The sequence below is a fragment of the Tunturiibacter empetritectus genome (assembly GCF_013410875.1).
GTDB lineage: Bacteria > Acidobacteriota > Terriglobia > Terriglobales > Acidobacteriaceae > Edaphobacter > Edaphobacter empetritectus.
Genome location: NZ_JACCCU010000002.1, coordinates 591,080 through 608,125, shown reverse-complemented (window position 1 = coordinate 608,125; position 17,046 = coordinate 591,080). Strand labels below are relative to the sequence as shown.

General features: G+C 56.3%; 13 protein-coding genes. 9 read left to right on the top strand and 4 right to left on the bottom strand.

Translation table 11 applies throughout. The features are described from left to right. Positions 1-307: 307 nt before the first annotated feature. The 3 genes from HDF08_RS14820 to HDF08_RS14810 all read left to right on the top strand — a co-directional run bounded on the left by HDF08_RS14820 (position 308) and on the right by HDF08_RS14810 (position 4,037). The gene (locus tag HDF08_RS14820; protein WP_179639394.1) at positions 308-1,414 is read left to right on the top strand and encodes a glycosyltransferase family 2 protein; all 1,107 of its coding nucleotides are present in this window, start codon (positions 308-310) and stop codon (positions 1,412-1,414) included. 172 nt (positions 1,415-1,586) lie between these two features. Continuing rightward, complete coding sequence (locus tag HDF08_RS14815) at positions 1,587-2,816, top strand: O-antigen ligase family protein (protein WP_179639393.1); 1,230 nt, start codon at positions 1,587-1,589, stop codon at positions 2,814-2,816. A 57-nt stretch (positions 2,817-2,873) separates the two neighbouring features. Continuing rightward, complete coding sequence (locus HDF08_RS14810) at positions 2,874-4,037, top strand: glycosyltransferase family 4 protein (protein ID WP_179639392.1); 1,164 nt, start codon at positions 2,874-2,876, stop codon at positions 4,035-4,037. Between the two features lie 54 nt (positions 4,038-4,091). Here HDF08_RS14810 and HDF08_RS14805 read toward each other — a convergent pair whose 3' ends face one another. From HDF08_RS14805 to HDF08_RS14795, 3 genes are all read right to left on the bottom strand, one after another. After that, positions 4,092-6,389 (bottom strand): tetratricopeptide repeat protein, encoded by a 2,298-nt coding sequence (locus tag HDF08_RS14805; RefSeq protein ID WP_179639391.1) that lies wholly within the window; start codon positions 6,387-6,389, stop codon positions 4,092-4,094. A gap of 121 nt (positions 6,390-6,510) precedes the next feature. Next, positions 6,511-7,173, bottom strand: coding sequence for an exosortase C-terminal domain/associated protein EpsI (locus HDF08_RS14800; protein WP_179639390.1), 663 nt, complete (start codon positions 7,171-7,173; stop codon positions 6,511-6,513). Beyond that, the gene (locus tag HDF08_RS14795; RefSeq protein WP_179639389.1) at positions 7,170-8,078 is read right to left on the bottom strand and encodes an exosortase/archaeosortase family protein; all 909 of its coding nucleotides are present in this window, start codon (positions 8,076-8,078) and stop codon (positions 7,170-7,172) included. Before HDF08_RS14795 ends, HDF08_RS14800 begins: the two co-directional genes overlap by 4 nt. A gap of 464 nt (positions 8,079-8,542) precedes the next feature. Here HDF08_RS14795 and HDF08_RS14790 point away from each other — a divergent pair, with 464 nt between their 5' ends. The 6 genes from HDF08_RS14790 to HDF08_RS14765 are packed head-to-tail and all read left to right on the top strand — an operon-like array spanning position 8,543 to position 15,423. Beyond that, positions 8,543-9,247 (top strand): polysaccharide biosynthesis/export family protein, encoded by a 705-nt coding sequence (locus HDF08_RS14790; protein WP_257031158.1) that lies wholly within the window; start codon positions 8,543-8,545, stop codon positions 9,245-9,247. 8 nt (positions 9,248-9,255) lie between these two features. Further along, complete coding sequence (locus HDF08_RS14785) at positions 9,256-10,587, top strand: BamA/TamA family outer membrane protein (RefSeq protein WP_179639388.1); 1,332 nt, start codon at positions 9,256-9,258, stop codon at positions 10,585-10,587. A 9-nt stretch (positions 10,588-10,596) separates the two neighbouring features. After that, entirely contained in the window at positions 10,597-12,129 is a 1,533-nt protein-coding gene (locus HDF08_RS14780) for a GumC family protein (protein ID WP_179639387.1), read from the top strand. A 1-nt stretch (position 12,130) separates the two neighbouring features. Continuing rightward, positions 12,131-13,048: an ExeA family protein gene (locus HDF08_RS14775; RefSeq protein WP_179639386.1), complete on the top strand. Its 918-nt coding sequence runs from the start codon at positions 12,131-12,133 to the stop codon at positions 13,046-13,048. Continuing rightward, positions 13,045-14,028: a CpsD/CapB family tyrosine-protein kinase gene (locus HDF08_RS14770; RefSeq protein ID WP_179639385.1), complete on the top strand. Its 984-nt coding sequence runs from the start codon at positions 13,045-13,047 to the stop codon at positions 14,026-14,028. The genes HDF08_RS14775 and HDF08_RS14770 overlap by 4 nt, the downstream gene beginning before the upstream one ends. A gap of 18 nt (positions 14,029-14,046) precedes the next feature. Next, positions 14,047-15,423, top strand: coding sequence for a TIGR03013 family XrtA/PEP-CTERM system glycosyltransferase (locus HDF08_RS14765; protein ID WP_179639384.1), 1,377 nt, complete (start codon positions 14,047-14,049; stop codon positions 15,421-15,423). A gap of 224 nt (positions 15,424-15,647) precedes the next feature. Here HDF08_RS14765 and HDF08_RS14760 read toward each other — a convergent pair whose 3' ends face one another. After that, the gene (locus HDF08_RS14760; RefSeq protein ID WP_179639383.1) at positions 15,648-16,742 is read right to left on the bottom strand and encodes a sigma 54-interacting transcriptional regulator; all 1,095 of its coding nucleotides are present in this window, start codon (positions 16,740-16,742) and stop codon (positions 15,648-15,650) included. Positions 16,743-17,046 lie beyond the last annotated feature (304 nt).

The window sequence follows — 17,046 nt, the reverse complement described above, 5'->3', positions numbered from 1 at the left end:
GCCAGCTGCGATCGTTACGCGAAGTCCCCTGAAAGGGGTAGGTGGCCCGTTTTGGAGTCGAAGTATCATTACGTGATGCTATAGCCGACTAAGAGAACGAAAATGCCATTCGGGTCGCATCCTGATCCGGCAGCATCGTTTAGTAGAATGACGTCAATCGAGGGATCGTGAAACCTGGAGCTGGTATTTTGAGGATTGCAGGTTTCGGCAGGTGGAGGCCGATTGTTTCCTCTGACGCGAACCAGTACTTTCGTTACCTATTTCATCTTTCTTTAACTGGCGGTGTTGGCAACAACGGGACTGAACGGTGAAGTTTATTTTCTGGATTTGCCTCGCGCTTACCGGCTATGCGTACTTTGGCTATGCCGTTCTGCTGTCGATCTGCGTGTACCTTCGAAAGCAATCCATCCGGAAAGCAGACTATACGCCTGGTGTTTCTATCATCATGGCTGCGCGCAACGAGGAGGTAAATCTTCCATCGAAGTTGGAAAACCTCCGTATGTTGAACTATCCAAAGGAGCAGTTCGAAATAGTTGTTGCCTCGGATGGATCGACGGATCGAACCGCCGAGATTCTTCTGGAACAGTCTCCGCCTGTTGTCGCTATTCTTCTGGAAGAGTCCGGTGGCAAGGCGCGGGCTTTGAATGCTGCGGTCAGTCGCGCCAGGGGGGAGATTTTGGTTTTTCTGGATGCGCGGCAGTCTCTTGAACTGAACGCGATCTCGGAACTCGCTTGCTGTTTTGCCGATCCAACTGTGGGTGCAGTGAGTGGGGAGTTGTTACTTGAGAACTCTGGAGTTCATTCGCACGAAGGGCTCGGCATCTACTGGAAGATCGAAAAGATGGTGAGGAAGCTTGAATCTGCTTCGGGGTCAGTGGTGGGAGTGACCGGCGCGATCTACGCGATTCGCCGGGAACTCTACGTCGCGATTCCTCCCGGTGCGATTCTGGATGATGTCTTTGTTCCGATGAATGTAGCGCGACAGGGGAAACGGGTTGTTTTTGAACCGGCAGCGATTGCGCGGGACCGATTTTTTAATGAAAAGGGGAAGGAGTTCTCTCGAAAGGTCCGTACCTTGACCGGGAACTACCAATTGCTGCAACTGGCTCCTTGGCTGCTCTCTCCGTCAAACCCGCTTCTCTTCCGCTTTGTCAGTCACAAACTGCTGCGGCTGCTGATTCCGATCTTTCTTCCGCTGATGTTGGTAGCTTCCGGTGTCGTGGGAGGGCCTTTTTACGGCGCAATCTTCTGGCTTCAAGTGCTATTCTACGTTGCAGCCGCGTGCGGATCCTTGATTCCGTCCGCCAAGAGATTCAAGCCCGTTGGCATCGCCAGCACCTTTGTAATGCTCAACGCGGCTGCGGCACTTGCCTTTTTTAACTTTGCGGCAGGGCGGAAAAAAGTATGGCTCTAATGGCTAACGCGGGTCTGTGGCGTCGAGTCTGTCTGGAAAGGTTTGCCGTCAGCGGGAAGGGTGAACTTTGGGACTAGGAATCGGACATTACATTCCGTTGGTCGCATACCTCGGGTTCTGGGTCATGTGTATCGTCTCTTTGACTGGACGCCCTTTGTTGGGCCTTTATTACATGATTCCTTTCCTGCCCTATCGCACGATGCGGGATCACTTTTTGGATTATCCGCTCGGCGGCAACGTGCTGACCATTCTGGTGTTTGCAGTCATCGTTGGTGCCCTGATCAAAGGGAAATCGATTCCTAAGTCGCCGCTCTATCCCCTATGGCTGATGTTCGGTATCTATCTTTACCTTACGATGTGGGTTGGTTCGGCACTCGGCACTGCTCCTCCGCCGATCTGGATCGACGACCAGAACTTTGCGGCGTGGAAAGACTACATTCTGATCCCGTTGATCTTCGCCGCGACTGGTATGGTCGTCGAGGATCGGAAGGCGGTGCGGATGGTGATCATGCTCACGGCGTTTTCCCTCCTGGCAATCGACAAGAGTTGTTTGCTGGAAAGCATGTCCCGGAGCTGGGGTTCCTTCGATGAGAATAAAAGAAGCGTGGGGCCGCTTGGGTACGGTTCGAATCAGACGGCAGCCTTTCTCGCCCAGTTCGCCGTGTTCTTCTGGGGTTTTGCCCAGTTTGTCAAAAAAATGAAGCTTAAGCTGATCTTCTATGGACTTGTTGCCTTGACGATCTTTGCCGACCTGTACACGTTCTCCCGAGGATCGTACGTGGCCCTCATCGTCAGCGTCGTCATTCTTGGACTATTGAAGGACCGCAAGCTTATCGTGATCGCTGCAGTCTTTCTCTTAACGTGGCAAGCTATTGTTCCGACTGCAGTCCGCGAACGTGTCGATATGACTCACAACTCCAACGGGAAGTTGGAGGATTCGGCTCAGGAACGGATTACCTTGTGGAAGGACGCAGAGGAATCCATTATCAGCTATCCGATCTTCGGCATTGGCTTCGCCAGCTTTGCCTTGTCGACTCACTTTGACGGGCTGAGAGACACCCATAACTGGTACGTCAAAGTGATGGTGGAGACAGGAATCGTCGGTACGATCTTCGTGCTTGTTTTACTGCAGCAGATGCTTGCCGTGGGATACCGGCTCTTTAAACGAGCCGAGGACCCGCTGTATCGGGGGCTCGGGCTGGGATTGTTTCTCGCCATGTGTTCCTGTGTCGTCGCGAATCTCTTTGGCGATCGATGGACTTATCTCGAGATTACAGGCTTGCTTTGGGTCCTTGTGGCAATCTCGATTCGAGCGCTTCAGCTGACCGAGACCGAAGCCGCAACGGAAGCGGCTATCCCCGAAGTGACCACGCCAACCAACCCGTTTTTGGCGTACCGGTGATGTGTCAGTCTGTCCGGCGCCCACAGCTTCCTTGGCTTTGGGAAACTCTGAACAAGCATGATTAGGCCGCTTCACCTTGAGGAATCGAGCGGGGACGCGGCGCATGCCGAACTGCCTCACGTGCTGCTCGTGCTCGATCAGTTCCCCAAAACACTGGGGGGCGGCGAACGGATCGTACTCAAGCTTGCAGCACTTCTGCCGCAGTATGGATACCGCGTATCGATCCTGACGTTCTCTGCCCATCCCGAAAGCGCCGGGCTGAAGTCGCCGCCATGCTCTATATATCTTTTGCCTCTGCAGCGCACGTACGATTTGACGGCGATGCAAGGCAGCTTTGATCTCAGAAGATTCCTCAAGAAGCAGCGAATTCGGATCGTTCAGACGTTCTTTGAAAGCTCCGATATTTGGGCAGGATTTGTAACCAAAGCGATGTCGAGCGCTAAGCTCATCTGGAGTCGAAGAGATATGGGCATCCTTCGAACCGGCAAGCATCATGCAGCTTATCGTCTGATGGCAGGCGCTCCCGATAGGGTGTTTGCCGTCTCCGAACAGGTGCGTCGGCACTGCATTGAGGTCGATGGCATCGATCCATCGCGCGTGATGACGGTCTATAACGGACTCGATCTGGCGGATTGGAATGCGAACGCCGGATCAGCAGGACGAGTTGGAGAATCGGTCGTGGCGACGGTTGGTAATATTCGACGGGTAAAAGGGCACGATGTTTTCATCCGCGCCGCCGCCTCTATCGCAGAGAAGTTTCCCGACGCTTCGTTTCGCATCGCCGGCGATGTTCTGGAGCCAGAGTATTTTGCGGAGTTGCAGAAACTGGTCAGCGAACTAAAGCTGTCCGACCGCTTCCACTTCGTTGGAGGCGTGACCAATCTGCAAGACTATCTCTCCACCGCCGAGGTCTTCGTGTTGCCATCACGGAGTGAAGGCTTTTCGAATGCGATTGTCGAGGCAATGGCTGCGTCCCTTCCTGTAGTCGCCACCAATGTTGGCGGCAATGCGGAGGCGGTACAGGATGGTGTGAGTGGAATTATTGTGCCGCCGGAGGATTCTGCTGCTCTGGCGGCTGCGATCATCAGCCTGCTCTCCGATAACGCGAAGGCAAAGCAGATGGGAATAGAGGGAAAGAGACTGGCTGCAGAGAAGTTCACGACCGAGGCCATGATGAGCCAGATCACCAGCGTCTACGATAGCTTGCTGCAGGGAGAGTAATCCTCCGGAGCCGTATCGGAGCCGATGGCAGTATCGGGAGCTCGAAAGAAGCGTTTAGCCTAACAGCGCGAGTTCTTTGTCGGCATCCTTCGCGGTCTGCGTGTTCGGAGCCAACGCCGCCGCCTTCTTCAGATGAGTCATGGCATCGGCGGTGTTGGACAGCTTGGTGTAGGTCATCCCGAGGTGATAGTGGATGGAAGCGCTGTTGGGAGCCGCCTTGAGGGCATCCTCGAGAAGATCCCGCGCGGAAGCAAAGTTACCCTTCTGATAGTAGATCCAGGCCAGGGTATCCGCTGTGTTTGGAGATGAGGGCATGGCGCGCCGCGCAATCTGGGCCAGAGAGAGAGCAACGTCGAGGTTCTGTCCAGTGTCCACCATCAGGTAGGCAAGATTGTTGGCGGCAATGGGCTGCTCGGGCTGGACGGCAAGCGCCTTTTTGTAGCTGGCCATGGCTCCGTTGCGATCGCCCTGCGACTCCTGCATGGTCCCCAGCATAGTGAAGCCCTGAGCATCGGTGGGATGGTCGGTGGTCCATTGCTGCCACTTGGCCACGGCCTTGGCGGGATCGCCAGCGGTGACTTCAGCCCGGGTGTAGGTGACGACCGCCGCGTTGTCGTTCGGGTTCAGCTGTAACGCTTTCTCTGACGAGGCAAGCGCGTCTTTCGCATCGCCTGTGCTCAGCTGCAGCTCTGCCAAAAGGTTGTACATGTCGCCGTTTTGCTGTGACTTGGCGATTTGGTCCTGCACTCGGCTGAGTGCCTTCGCTGGCTGCTTTTCAAACACGAGAGCAGAAGCCAGCAGTCGCAGAGCGCGGGAGGAGTTGGGATTCAGCTCGAGTGTCTGTTCGAGCAGGGTCTTGGCTTCAGGGATCTTCTGCTGGAAGAGGCGCAGCTGCGCAAGCTCCAGATAGCCAGTGGAGTTCTTTGGATCCAGCTTGATGGCCTGATGGAAGTCCGCGTCTGCTTTGTCGAACTCCTTCTGGCTGCCTTCGGCGATACCGCGCCAGATATAGGGCCCCGCGATCTGTGGGTTGATAGAGATGGCCGTATCGGCTACCTGATGAAGCGTGCTGAAGTCGTGGGTGTCGATCGAGATTTCGGCAAGACCGGCTTGCGCCTCCAGACTTCCCGGGCTGAGTTTGGCGGCATCTCGGAAACTCTGCTGCGCAACGCCCATATCGCCTTTGGCGCGGGCTGCCCGGCCGAGCCAGAGCTTGACAACCAGATTGTCGGGGTTGGCCTTGGCTGCCTTCTGCAGCGCGGCAAAGGCATCGGCCGACTTGCCATCGTTCAACAGAAGCATACCGTTGAGAACCGCAACCTCAGGAATATTGCTGTCGGTTTTAGATAATTCCGCGCCGACCGTCCTCGCCTTGGGAAGGTCTTTGTTCAGAATCAAAAGTCGCAGATAAGCGATCTTGAGTGGCGCACTCTTCGGATGTTTCGAGACGAGGTCTGCATAGGCGGTCTCCCCCGCGGCAAGCTGGTTGGTGCGGATGTAGTAAGTAGCCAGCATTCCTGCACCGCTCTCAGAGTCAGAGAGATCCTCCGATGCCTGGTGAAGAGTCTGCTCAGCCTTGGCCGTGTCCTTTTGCCGCAGGTAAAGATCCGCGAGGCTGGCGCGCGCCATTACGCTCTTCGGATCGGCAGCAATGGCTGCCTTCATCTGATCCTCGGCGCCCTGGAGATCCCCCTTCTTTTGTAGAAGCGACGCCAGGACGACACGCGCGGTTACGTTCTTCCCGTCGAGGGAAACGGCTTTGCGGAGCTGGTCTTCCCCGGCGGCAGCCGTGGTGGGATCGTTGCTTTGCAATAGACCGAGGGAGGCATGGAATGCTGCGCGATTTGGGTCTGCGGCCAGAGCCTGCTGAATTTGCGCCAGCGCCTCGATGCGATCCCCTTTGGCCGCGGCGATGCTGGAAAGAAGAGCATGGGCGTCGGCGTTATTGTTATCGATGGCGAGGACCGCGGTGGCCTGTGCGGAAGCCCGGTCGATCTGTTTGCCGGCGAGCAGTATGTTGCCCAGATCTATACGCGCTTGCAGGTTGCCCGGCTGCAGATCCACCGTGCGCATCAGCTCGCTGTACGCGGGCATGACCGAACCCTGCTTGAGAAAGACCTTTGAGAGCTGGTAGTGAGCGTCGGCGTAGTTACGGTCGACTTTGAGGGCGTTGGCGAACTGGATCGTCGCCTCTTTGAGTTTGCCCTGGTCGGCGTAGCGTTTGCCACTTTCGAGATAGCGCAGCTTCTGCTTGTTGGGATCGCGATGACAGCCCGCCGTGAGCCCAAGAGCCAGCGAGACGGCAAGCACTGTTGAGATTCGACGGGTTGCCAGGGGGAGGGTGGTTCGCATCACGCATTTCCTCAACTGTTCTTCTAACGGTCTTGTTATTCTCGCACTGTAATTGATACTGTCGCGGCCCGGCGTGGCTATGCGATATACAACTTATGTGAAAGATTGATCTGCCGGCTCTTTAGTCGGGAATGAACCGGGGCAGATTGGGTGCCATCTGTTGGGTGAACAGGGTGGCCCGGTCCCTGGCGCTGTCTAACGACTCTGACGGCAGGACCTGGGTGATGACCCGGACCAGGGCGCCATCCGTGCGGTTCGTGCGGATCGCGTCGGTGACCATGTAGAGCTTTGCTTTGTACTCGTTGGGAATGCTGCGGCCGTGCGCCTGATACCAGTAGATAACAAACTGTTTAATATCTCCGTTGCTGATAACGTATTCGCCAACGTTATATTGCTTGCCGTTGATGTCCTTGAGGCTGGTGTATCGCTGTGAGTCGAAGGTCCAACCGGCACCCGGCAGGCAGTTCTGCGGAGAGTGCATGGTCTGGCCGGTGCGCTGGCTGGCGAAGTAGCCGATAAAGAGGGTGATGGGGGCTTTTGTCACTGGGCTACCAACCGTCGTTGGTTGGCTCGCGTAGACGCGATTGAGAAAGTCGCCTTTACCTAGAACGGCAAGGGTATCGTCGGAGAGCGGGATATCCTGCGCAGTCCAGTCGCCGAAGCGCTCCGGCATCTGGCTAAGCGGCTGGCTCGCCGGGATGCGGTCGGCGTCGCCTCGGCTCTGCAGAATAAAGGCCGTCGAGATGAGTAAAAGGAGAACAAGCCAGAAGCGTGGAGATCTCATTTGGGTTGTGCCTTTACGGGGGAGATCAGCTGCATGGCCCGGTGAACCAGGTAGAGGCAAGCCAGAGAGATAACGAACATGACCCAGCCGGAGAATTCGTGGAAGAAGCCCAGCGCTTTTTCGGGATCCCAGTACTGGACGCACAAGCCGGTACCGACGATACGCGCCACGTTGGCCGCAACCGCGATGGGAATGCTGGCAAGAGCAAGAATAATGCGGCGCCGATTGGTCCGCTCCAGAAAATAGCCATAGAAGACCGCAAGGGTGAACAGGCTCATCAACGAGCGGATGCCGCTGCAGGCCTCGGCGACCTCCAGCTTCATCACCGGCAGCTCGATCACATTGCCTTCGTGGAGGGTAGGTACTCCGAGCAGCGGAAGAATGTCACTGGCGATCCGCGAGGCCAGCAACTGCAGCGGGAAGGTGATCTGGTTGAAGAGGATTGCGGGAAAGGGAATCGCGAGGACAAGAACCAGAAGAGGAAAGCGGAGGGCGCGGACCATCGCCCATCCAAAGAAGGTCCAGATCAGGCCTGTCATCAAGAAAATAAAGGACATGCGCGAAGTGAAGAGTTCGACGCCATAGACGCCAAGGATCAAAACAGCGATGGAAAAAACAACCAGCGGAACTCCAAACCAGCTTTGGCGAATTGGGATGGTCTGGAGCACCTTGCGCTTATCCCAGATGAGAAAGGCGGCGAAAAAGGGCACAAGGAAGCCATGAGAGTAATCCGGGAGCGTGAACCAGTCGTATACCAGTTTGATAGCGACGCGGTAGTACAGAACGACGATCAGGAGGACGATCGAGGCGTAGGAGATCCAGCCCAGCCGGGCTGAAGCGCCCGAAGGGGAGGTAAGGGGCTCTGGATTGGCCTCCTGCGCGGCTAGATCCACGGCATAGGGCATGATGTGAGTTGTCCCCGGTGTTGCTCGTATGACGTTATACTTCACCTGATCCTTGTAAGCAATTCACGTGCCTCTTCCTGGAACTTAGGTTTGTTCACAGGGTTAGAGTTTATCGACACAAAAGTGGTAGCAAGGATACGTCCTATGGGAAAAAGTTTTCATACTTGCACTGATAATCTGCACACCATGGGGAACTAAGGAGGGTAGCGCGGCAGTTTTCCCGTCAGATACTTATACTTTCCGGTTTTCTCGCGGGAAAAAGGACGAGGTGCAGATTTTGGCCATTGCGTTGCTAGAAGCTATAGTACCGCCGGTAGAAGATTCGGGGTCTTCACAGATCCTGAAGCGACGGGGTATTAGGGAGTATTCCCTGGGCATGAACTTCTAAATGGATTCAAGGCGATTTACCCTCACGCGCAAAGGGGATGCGTCAGAATAGATGAGTGAATCCACGGCGACTGGACATGAGGAAGGTTGAGGGCTATTCGATGAAGCGGTTTTGTTCCATAGGCGCGTTGCTGCTGCTGCTGCCGGTTGCGGCTGGGTCACTCGCAGCACAAGGCATACCAGAACCTGCGGCCACAAAAGGTGCAGCACCGAATGCTACGTCGGCGAACCAGCAGACGGCCGCCCCCGCCACGCCGAACGCTCCCGCAACGGCGAGTGCAAACTATGCAGGTCCGATGGAAGCGTCGCGTTATGTTATCGGTCCGGAAGATTCCCTGCAGATCACTGTCTGGAAGGAGCCTACGCTCTCGGGCACGATTCCGGTGCGGCCAGACGGAATGATCTCAATGGTGCTGGTGGGAGACATCCCGGCGGCCGGAATGACGCCGACTGGGCTTTCGACCGACATCAGCCAGCGGCTCAAAAAGTACATTCAGGATCCCGTGGTTACGGTGGTGGTCCTCGGAGTCAACAGCCAGCGGATCTTTCTGGTGGGTGAGGTCGTGAAGGTCGGCCCCGTCGTCATGACTCCAGGAATGACACCGCTGCAGGCGATCGTTACCGGCGGCGGTCTTACCCAGTTTGCGAACTCGAGACGCATCTACATCCTTCGAACCGTTGCCGGCAAGCAGCAGAAGATGCCGTTCAACTACAAGCAGGCGCTCAAGGGCGAAAATGCGGGGGTCTCGCTTCTTCCAGGAGACACAATCGTCGTCCCATGAAGGAAGGTATGAGGATTCAACCACTGATCTTTGGCTTGTTGCTGGCGATGGTTCCTTCCTTCGCACAGGGCCAAGCCGTGCCGACCGCAGAGTCGTCGATGTCCTCGACTTTGGGTCCAAATCTGCCCAATCTCGATGGTCTCTTTCATTACTCTCTCAGTGCCGGGGAGGTGATTCAGTTCGGATACTACGGGGCTGGGGAGACATCGTACTCGACCAATCTTACCGGCAATGCCGCTTACACCTCCCGCAGCACGGTGCGACCTTTCAGCCTGCTCGTCGCAAGCGGTGTTATCTTTGGCAACCAGGGGGGGCAGGGAACTAACGGCTTCGTGAACTTAGCGGTGTCTCAAGGATATGAAACCCGCCACTGGATCTTCAATATCTCGGACTCCTTTAGCTATCTGCCACAATCGCCCACGACGGGTCTATCCGGAATCCCTGGAGTAGGCGACCTCGGATCGATTCCCATTTCGGGTCCTGGCTCAGGACCAATCGGGACAATTCTGACGACTGCGGGCGATCGTATCGGTAACAGCCTGAGCGGCAGTGTCGAGCGGCAGCTCAACCACAATAATTCGATCAGCGGCAGCGGTACCTGGTCAGACCTTCATTATTTAGGCAGCGACGAAGAAGGGCTTGATACGAGCCAAGTCTCTGGCGTTGTCTCTCTGAATCATCGAATCGATGCGCGAAGCTCCGCCAGCGTCTCCGGCGTCTACTCGACGTTTTCCTACGGCAGCACGAGTACAGGCGTCAATCAACCTGACTTTCAAACTCGTGGTCTCAATGTTTCTTATCAACGGGTGTTGAGTCGAACGCTTAGCTTTAACGTCTCGGTCGGTCCGCAGTGGATTTCGAGCTCTGACAGTGCCCTTATTCCGGGCTCGACCAATGTATCTATCACAGCGGGACTCTCTTATAGTTATCAGAACTGGCACGCCGGCGCGAACTATGCGCGGGGAGCGAACGGTGGGTCCGGAGTCCTGCCAGGCGCCATCTCCAACACATTCTCAGGTTCTGCCGGCCGTAACTTTGGACGAGACTGGGTGCTTGGTTTAACTGCCTCTTACTCTCGAAGCTCCGGCCTGACGCAATACTCCACCGGTTCCTCCCCACCCTCGACCAATGAAACCTATGACACAACCTATGGCGGGGCTCAGCTTACCCGCCGGTTCAGTACTCATTTTTCTGGCTATGCAAGCTATACGGCAGCAAGCCAGTCATTCAACACCAATCTCGTGACGCCGGTCACACAAAACGTTCTCGACAGCAACTATCAAACAATTGGATTTGGAGTCACGTTTACTCCCCGTTCTACAAGTCTGGGGCAATTCTAAGGAGTCATCATGCTTGGCCATCGCGCATTGACGGTGCAGGACTACCTCACCATTCTGAAACGAAGATGGTGGATCCTTGCGATCCCGGCGATTATCTTTCCTATCGTTGGGTTCGCTCTCACGTTTCTGGTGCAGGCACAGTATATTTCGCAGACGCTGGTTCTGGTGGAGCAGCAGAAGGTTCCCGAATCTTACGTCAAGGCCGTCGTCACCGAGGACCTGAGCGGACGGCTGGCCTCCATGAAGGAACAGATCTTGAGTCGGTCCCGGCTGCAGCCAATCATCGAACGCTTCAACCTCTTCGCGAATGGAAAGCTGTCGATGGACGAGCGCATCGATCTGACCCGCAAAAACATCGGGATCACGCCTATTCAATCGGAGATTGCGCGAACGAACGGTCTGCCGGGATTCTTCATCTCCTTCAAGGCGAATGACGCGCGCACGGCCCAGTTGGTCTGCGGGGAGATTCAGTCGCTCTTCGTCAGTGAAAACCTCAGCGACCGGGCAGCATCGGCAGCAGGAACAACCGAGTTTCTGAAGAGTCAGCTGGCGGATGCTAAGGCCAAGCTGGACGAGCAGGATGCCAGACTCGCCAAGTTTCAGCAGACTTACATGGGCAAGCTGCCGGGCGCAGAGACGTCGAATATGAACATGCTGACCACCTTGAATACACAGCTGGATGCCGCGACCCAGGCACTGGCCCGCATGGAGCAGGATAAGAGTTATACCGAATCGATGTTGTCTCTGCAGCAGGCCCAACAGTCGCAGTCGACAGAGCGTGGAGCCCCGGCGCCGCAGACTCAACTACTGGAGTTGCAGCAGCTTGAAGCGCAGGAGTCTGAGCTCACGGCACGATACACCGATGACTATCCGGATGTCGTGACGGTGAGGAGAAAGATTAAGGAGTTGGAGCAGAAGATGGCTCAGGCCCCCGCCGCATCCGCGGCGCCACTTTCCTCGGCTCCTAAGCCGACCGACTCTCTCAGCGTACAGCAGATGCGCGCTCAACTGCGTGCAATGGAACAGGGGATTGCGCAGAAGAAGCGTGATCAGGCCGCGGTTCAAGCCGAGCTTAGGACCTATCAGGATCGCGTCGCCTCCAGTCCCGCCGTGGAGGAGGAGTACAAGAGCATTACGCGCGACACCAGCACTGCGCAGGCGTTCTACGACGATCTGCTCAACAAACTGAATCAATCCAAGATGGCAACCGACTTGGAACGTCGGCAGCAAGGAGAGCAGTTCCGAGTCATGGATGAACCTAATCTTCCTGAAGAACCCGCTTTCCCAAAGCGCTCAGTCTTCGCTCTGGGAGGCTTCGCGGTCGGCTTGGGATTAGGCTTGTTCATCATAGCCTTGCTCGAGTATCTGGATACGGCCGTTCGAAACGAGCGCGATATCTGGGCGTTTACCAAGCTGCCAACCCTCGGCGTCATTGGCTTTGCCGGCGAAGGGGAGCCGGTGGTCACGAAACGAAGCCTGTTCGGTCGTCGCAGCCCGGACGTAACCTCAGGCAGCAAGCCGTTGATGAATGCGGGGGGCTGAGATGTATAACACCTTCTTCAAACTTCAGAGTAGCCCCTTCGGAACTAGTCCCGACCCTCGGTTTCTCTACATGATGCCGCACACCCGGGAGGCGCTCGCCTGCCTGGAGTACGGTATCTCCGCACGCAAGGGTTTTACAGTCCTGACGGGCGAAGTGGGCACCGGCAAGACGACGCTGCTGCGCCGAGCGCTGAGCTCGTTCAGCGGCCGCAAGGTCTCGACGTCCTTCGTCTTCAACCCACGTCTGGACGTGCTGGACTTCCTTGAGTTTGTGCTCACAGACTTCGGCATTGTGCCGGCGACGCGAACCAAATCGGGCATGCTGCTGCAGTTGAATCGCTGGTTGATCGAACGCTTCCGCATGGAGGAGACCTGTGTGGTGGTCGTCGATGAGGCGCAGAACCTCTCTTGGGAGCTGTTGGAGGAGATTAGACTGCTGACCAATCTTGAAACCTCCTCAGAAAAGCTGTTGCAGATCGTGCTATCCGGGCAGCCGGAGCTAGACGAGAAGCTTCGCCACCCCAGTGTGAGGCAGCTCCGCCAGAGAGTCTCGCTATGGTGCCGTACGCAGGCTCTGACTGAGAGCCAGACCCACGCTTATGTAGCCGAACGCCTCAGGATCGCGGGTGCAAGCTGGCCGCTTTTTTCGATCGAGGCGCTTGATCTGATTCATCGTGCCAGCCGGGGAATTCCGCGCATCATCAACCTATTGTGCGAGCACTCGCTGATCGTCGCGTATGTCGAACAAGTGCAGCAGGTAACCGGGACTATTGTCGAAGGTGTAGCCGCAGAGCTTGAGCTGGAGGTGCAGCCGTTCATGATGTCATCGGCTGCCCTCGGCAACGGCGACAAACAGAACTCGAAGGAAGATAACTTTATGGCTGCTTTCAACAGAGAGCCGGGAGGGCACAATCGATGAGCCGCATCTACGAAGCACTCCAGAAGGCAGAGTCCGAGCGCAAGTTGGAGCGGCGCGAACCGGAGCGGCGCGAACCGGAGCCGCGCACTCCAGAGCAGTCGGTCCACTCCGCCATTTATGCGACCGCCGTGGCCACAGCCGAGGAAGAGCAGTCGAGTTTTACTTCGGCCGTTGAGCCTTATGTTGAGACGAGACCCTCGCCGGTCCAGCCACCTGTTCGGGTGGATCCAAATGCGCTTGATGTTAGTAAGATTCCCGTCCGCCCGTGGGCTCTGTCTCTTGAGCGTCTACCCTCCCTGCTGGAACGGGGTCCTGCAGTCGAGCAGTTTCGTAGCCTTCGCTCTCGAATCTTCGAACTCCGCGACATCACCCCGCTCAAGAGCATCATGGTGACCAGCGGCCTCCCACAAGAGGGCAAGAGCTTCATCTCGACTAATCTCGCATTGAGCCTGGCACGGCACAAGAGCAGCAAGGTGTTGCTGATCGACGGCGACATGCGGCGCTACACGCTCCATCAATTTCTCGGATGTGAGTCGCATCCCGGCCTCGCGGATTATCTTGCTGGCAAGGCGAGTCTGGCGGAGGTGATGCAGCGTTCGGAGCCGTTTGAGGGAATGACCTCGGGAACTGCCGCAATCACGCAGAACCTGACCTTTATTGCCGGCGGCAATGGCGGCGATAAGGCCGCAGATCTCTCCGGCAGCCCGCGCTTCGAAGAACTGATTCGACTGGCGGCGCCGCACTTCGACTGGATCATCGTCGACTCTTCGCCCGTCCTGCCCGTCTCCGATGCCGTCAACCTGGCCCGCGCCTGTGATGGCGTTCTGCTGGTGGCGCGCAGTGGACAGACGAAGTTTCCGGTTGCGCAACGCGCTCAGAGTGAGTTGAAAGCCTCAAACATCCTGGGGTTTGTCTTGAACGCTGTGCAGGAAGCGCCCCAGGTCGGCAGCTACTATGGATACGATGCCGCCAAACCGTAAGAGGGAGCGAAAGACCCGATGATCCGGCTTTTCAACGTGTATTATCCCACGCGTACCATCGTTCTCCTGTTGTGCGAAGCGCTGATTGTGAGTGGTTGCTTCCTGCTGGCGACGGTGCTGCTGCTGGGGCCGGATACCTATCTCGTTCTGAACTATGAGAACGGCGGCCTGAAGATTCTTGGCCTGACCATCCTGACGCTGCTCTCCTCTTACTACTTCGATCTGTACGAGCCGCAGCGCATCTCTGCAAGCTGGGAGATCTACTTTCGCCTGCTCCTGGTCCTTGGCTTCCTATCGTTTCTGCTCTCGGCGATCATCTATCTCTTTCCCGCAGCCGACATCGCCCACTATGTTCTGCTGCTTGGCCTGATCTTCCTCACCCTGGCACTGGTAGCATGGCGCAGCGCATACGAGTGGATCATCGGTCGGGAGATGTTCCGAGAGCGGGTTTATGTACTTGGTGCAGGCGAACGTGCCCAGACTATCGTCAACCTGCTCGAAGCTCGCAAAGACGCGGGCATGGAGGTCCTGGGCTGGGATGGCGTCGTCACCGACCGCGACCAGCGCAAAGAGGCTATCCACATTGCCCTGGAGAGATTCTCCGTACCCAGACCGCCCGTCGATCGTGTCATCGTTGCCATTGAAGATCGTCGCGGCGAGTTTCCCGTCCGAGAGTTGCTGAAGCTTCGGTTCAACGGAGTTGTCATCGAAGATGCTGGATCCCTGCTGGAGCGGCTTACCGGCAAGCTGCATCTCGATGGTCTTCATCCGAGCAGCTTCATCTACAGCGAAGGCTTTCGCGTGAAGCCATCCCAGCAGATTGCCCGGCGGATAGTCTCGACGCTGACAGCCGCGGTCGGTCTGCTTCTCTTCCTACCATTCTTCCCCATCGTCGTGTTGATGGTGCGGCTGTCCTCCCCCGGCCCGATCTTCTTCCGGCAGACACGGGTAGGTCTCGGCGGAAAGAACTTCACTGTCTACAAATTTCGTACGATGCGAACCGATGCAGAGGTCGCCGGAGCAAAGTGGGCGACCAAGAACGATCCGCGCGTGACCCGCGTTGGCATGTTTATGCGTAAGACCCGGCTCGATGAGGTCCCTCAGCTCTGGAATGTACTTCGCGGCGATATGGGCTTTGTCGGTCCACGCCCAGAGCGGCCAGAGTTCGTGCCGTGGCTCACCGAACAGATTCCGTATTTCAACCTTCGCCACATGATCCGCCCTGGTCTAACGGGTTGGGCGCAGGTGCGTTATGGCTATGGGGCGACGCTGGCAGAGAGCCGCGAAAAGCTGGAGTTCGATCTTTATTACATCAAGCACATGACGCTGGGGCTCGATCTGTTGATCATGTTCGAGACGATCAAGACGATCATCCGGCGACAGGGCGCGCAGTAGCTCCTGTCACAGACAACAAGCCTTACTCTTTCCGACCAACCCGAGGACCGGCGCACATCTATCCTCACGAAAAAAAGTATACAAGTCACGAAGTGACCGCGCGAATCGTGGTCCCCGGAACAGGCTTCGTTCTTGGTACAAAGCGCAGTAAACCGTTCGGCAGTAAATCTTTTACTAAACTCAACCGAATGCGAATCAGAAGCAGTTCACCTGAGGAGGCAGCATCAATAGATGCGCGTCCGCGAGGAGAGTGCAGGCTTCAGTGTCCGCTCTTCTTTCTTCACCAAGTGGGGGATCCGCAGAGGCCGCGGCGGAACCTCAGGCATGCCCACCTCGCTCAGCTTGTACAACAGAGACCGATAGCTGATCTGAAGCCACTTCGCCGTCTTCTGGCGATTCCAGCTATTCTCCTGCAGAACTTTCAAAATGATCTGCCGCTCGAGGTCCTGAGTCGCCTTCTTGGTAATGTTCTTCAGGGAGATTGGTTCGCTGAGGTCGATATCGGTAGTGATGCCTCCGCGCGGAGTCTCGGGCATAAGTTCCGCGACCAACGCCTCCTCGCTGCCGATCAGCACATAGCTGCGGATGAGGTTCTCCAGCTGGCGGATATTTCCCGGCCAGTGATAGTTCTGCATCAGGCGGACCGCGCTCTTAGAGAGTAATTCCGGTGCATTGTGGAAGATCTTTGCATAGTGGTCGATAAAGTAATCGATCAGGATAGGCAGGTCGGCGATCCGTTGGCGCAACGGAGGCAAGTTAATCGTGACCGCATTGATACGGAAGAGGAAGTCCAGGCGGAAGCTTCCATCCTCGACCTGGCTGCGAAGGTCCGTGTTGGAAGCTGAGACCAGCCGGGTTACAATGCTTCTCGGTTCGTGGCCACCCACGCGGACAAAGGTTCCGTCCTGCAGAACTTGGAGGAGCTTCGATTGAACTCCCAAATCAAGGCTTCCGACCTCATCCAGAAATAGCGTGCCATTGTGAGATTGTTCGACGCGCCCCAGCTTTGTGGACATAGCGCCTGTAAAAGCGCCCTTTTCGTAACCGAAAAGCTCGGTTTCGAGCAGCGAGTGAGGGATCGCCGGACAGCTTACTTTGACCAGAGAGCCTTTGGCCCGCAGAGAGAAGGCATGCAGCAGACGCACGCAAATCTCCTTGCCGGTTCCGCTCTCCCCCTGGATCAGCACGGGGACATCGGTTTCGGCGACTCGCTCCAACTTATTTCGAACCGCCTGCATAACAGCTGTCTTGCCAAAAAAGATCTCAAGAGGTGGCAAGTTAAGAGAGGCGGCGGATTCGGCGTGATGATCCAAGGTCATTTTTTCCTATCGGCGTTGTGCAGAAACCGCAAGTTTGCAATATCCTTCACACTGCACGTCAAGCGCCATTTCCAGGACACCGGGGAGAAACAATGAGGATTTCCCGGGCTCAACCGAAAAGCGAAATATACGGGCAAACCCCAAAATTGGATTGAAGTGGCGCTTTTCCATTGAATTTTGAGGTCACCGGGCGGCCCTTCACCAAAGTAACCCGCAAAAAAAAGTTCACATTTTTTTCGTTTTACTGATGCCAGTACCATGTAAGCTATGCCTACTCGATAGGAGAGTGGTAAACCTTTATCTC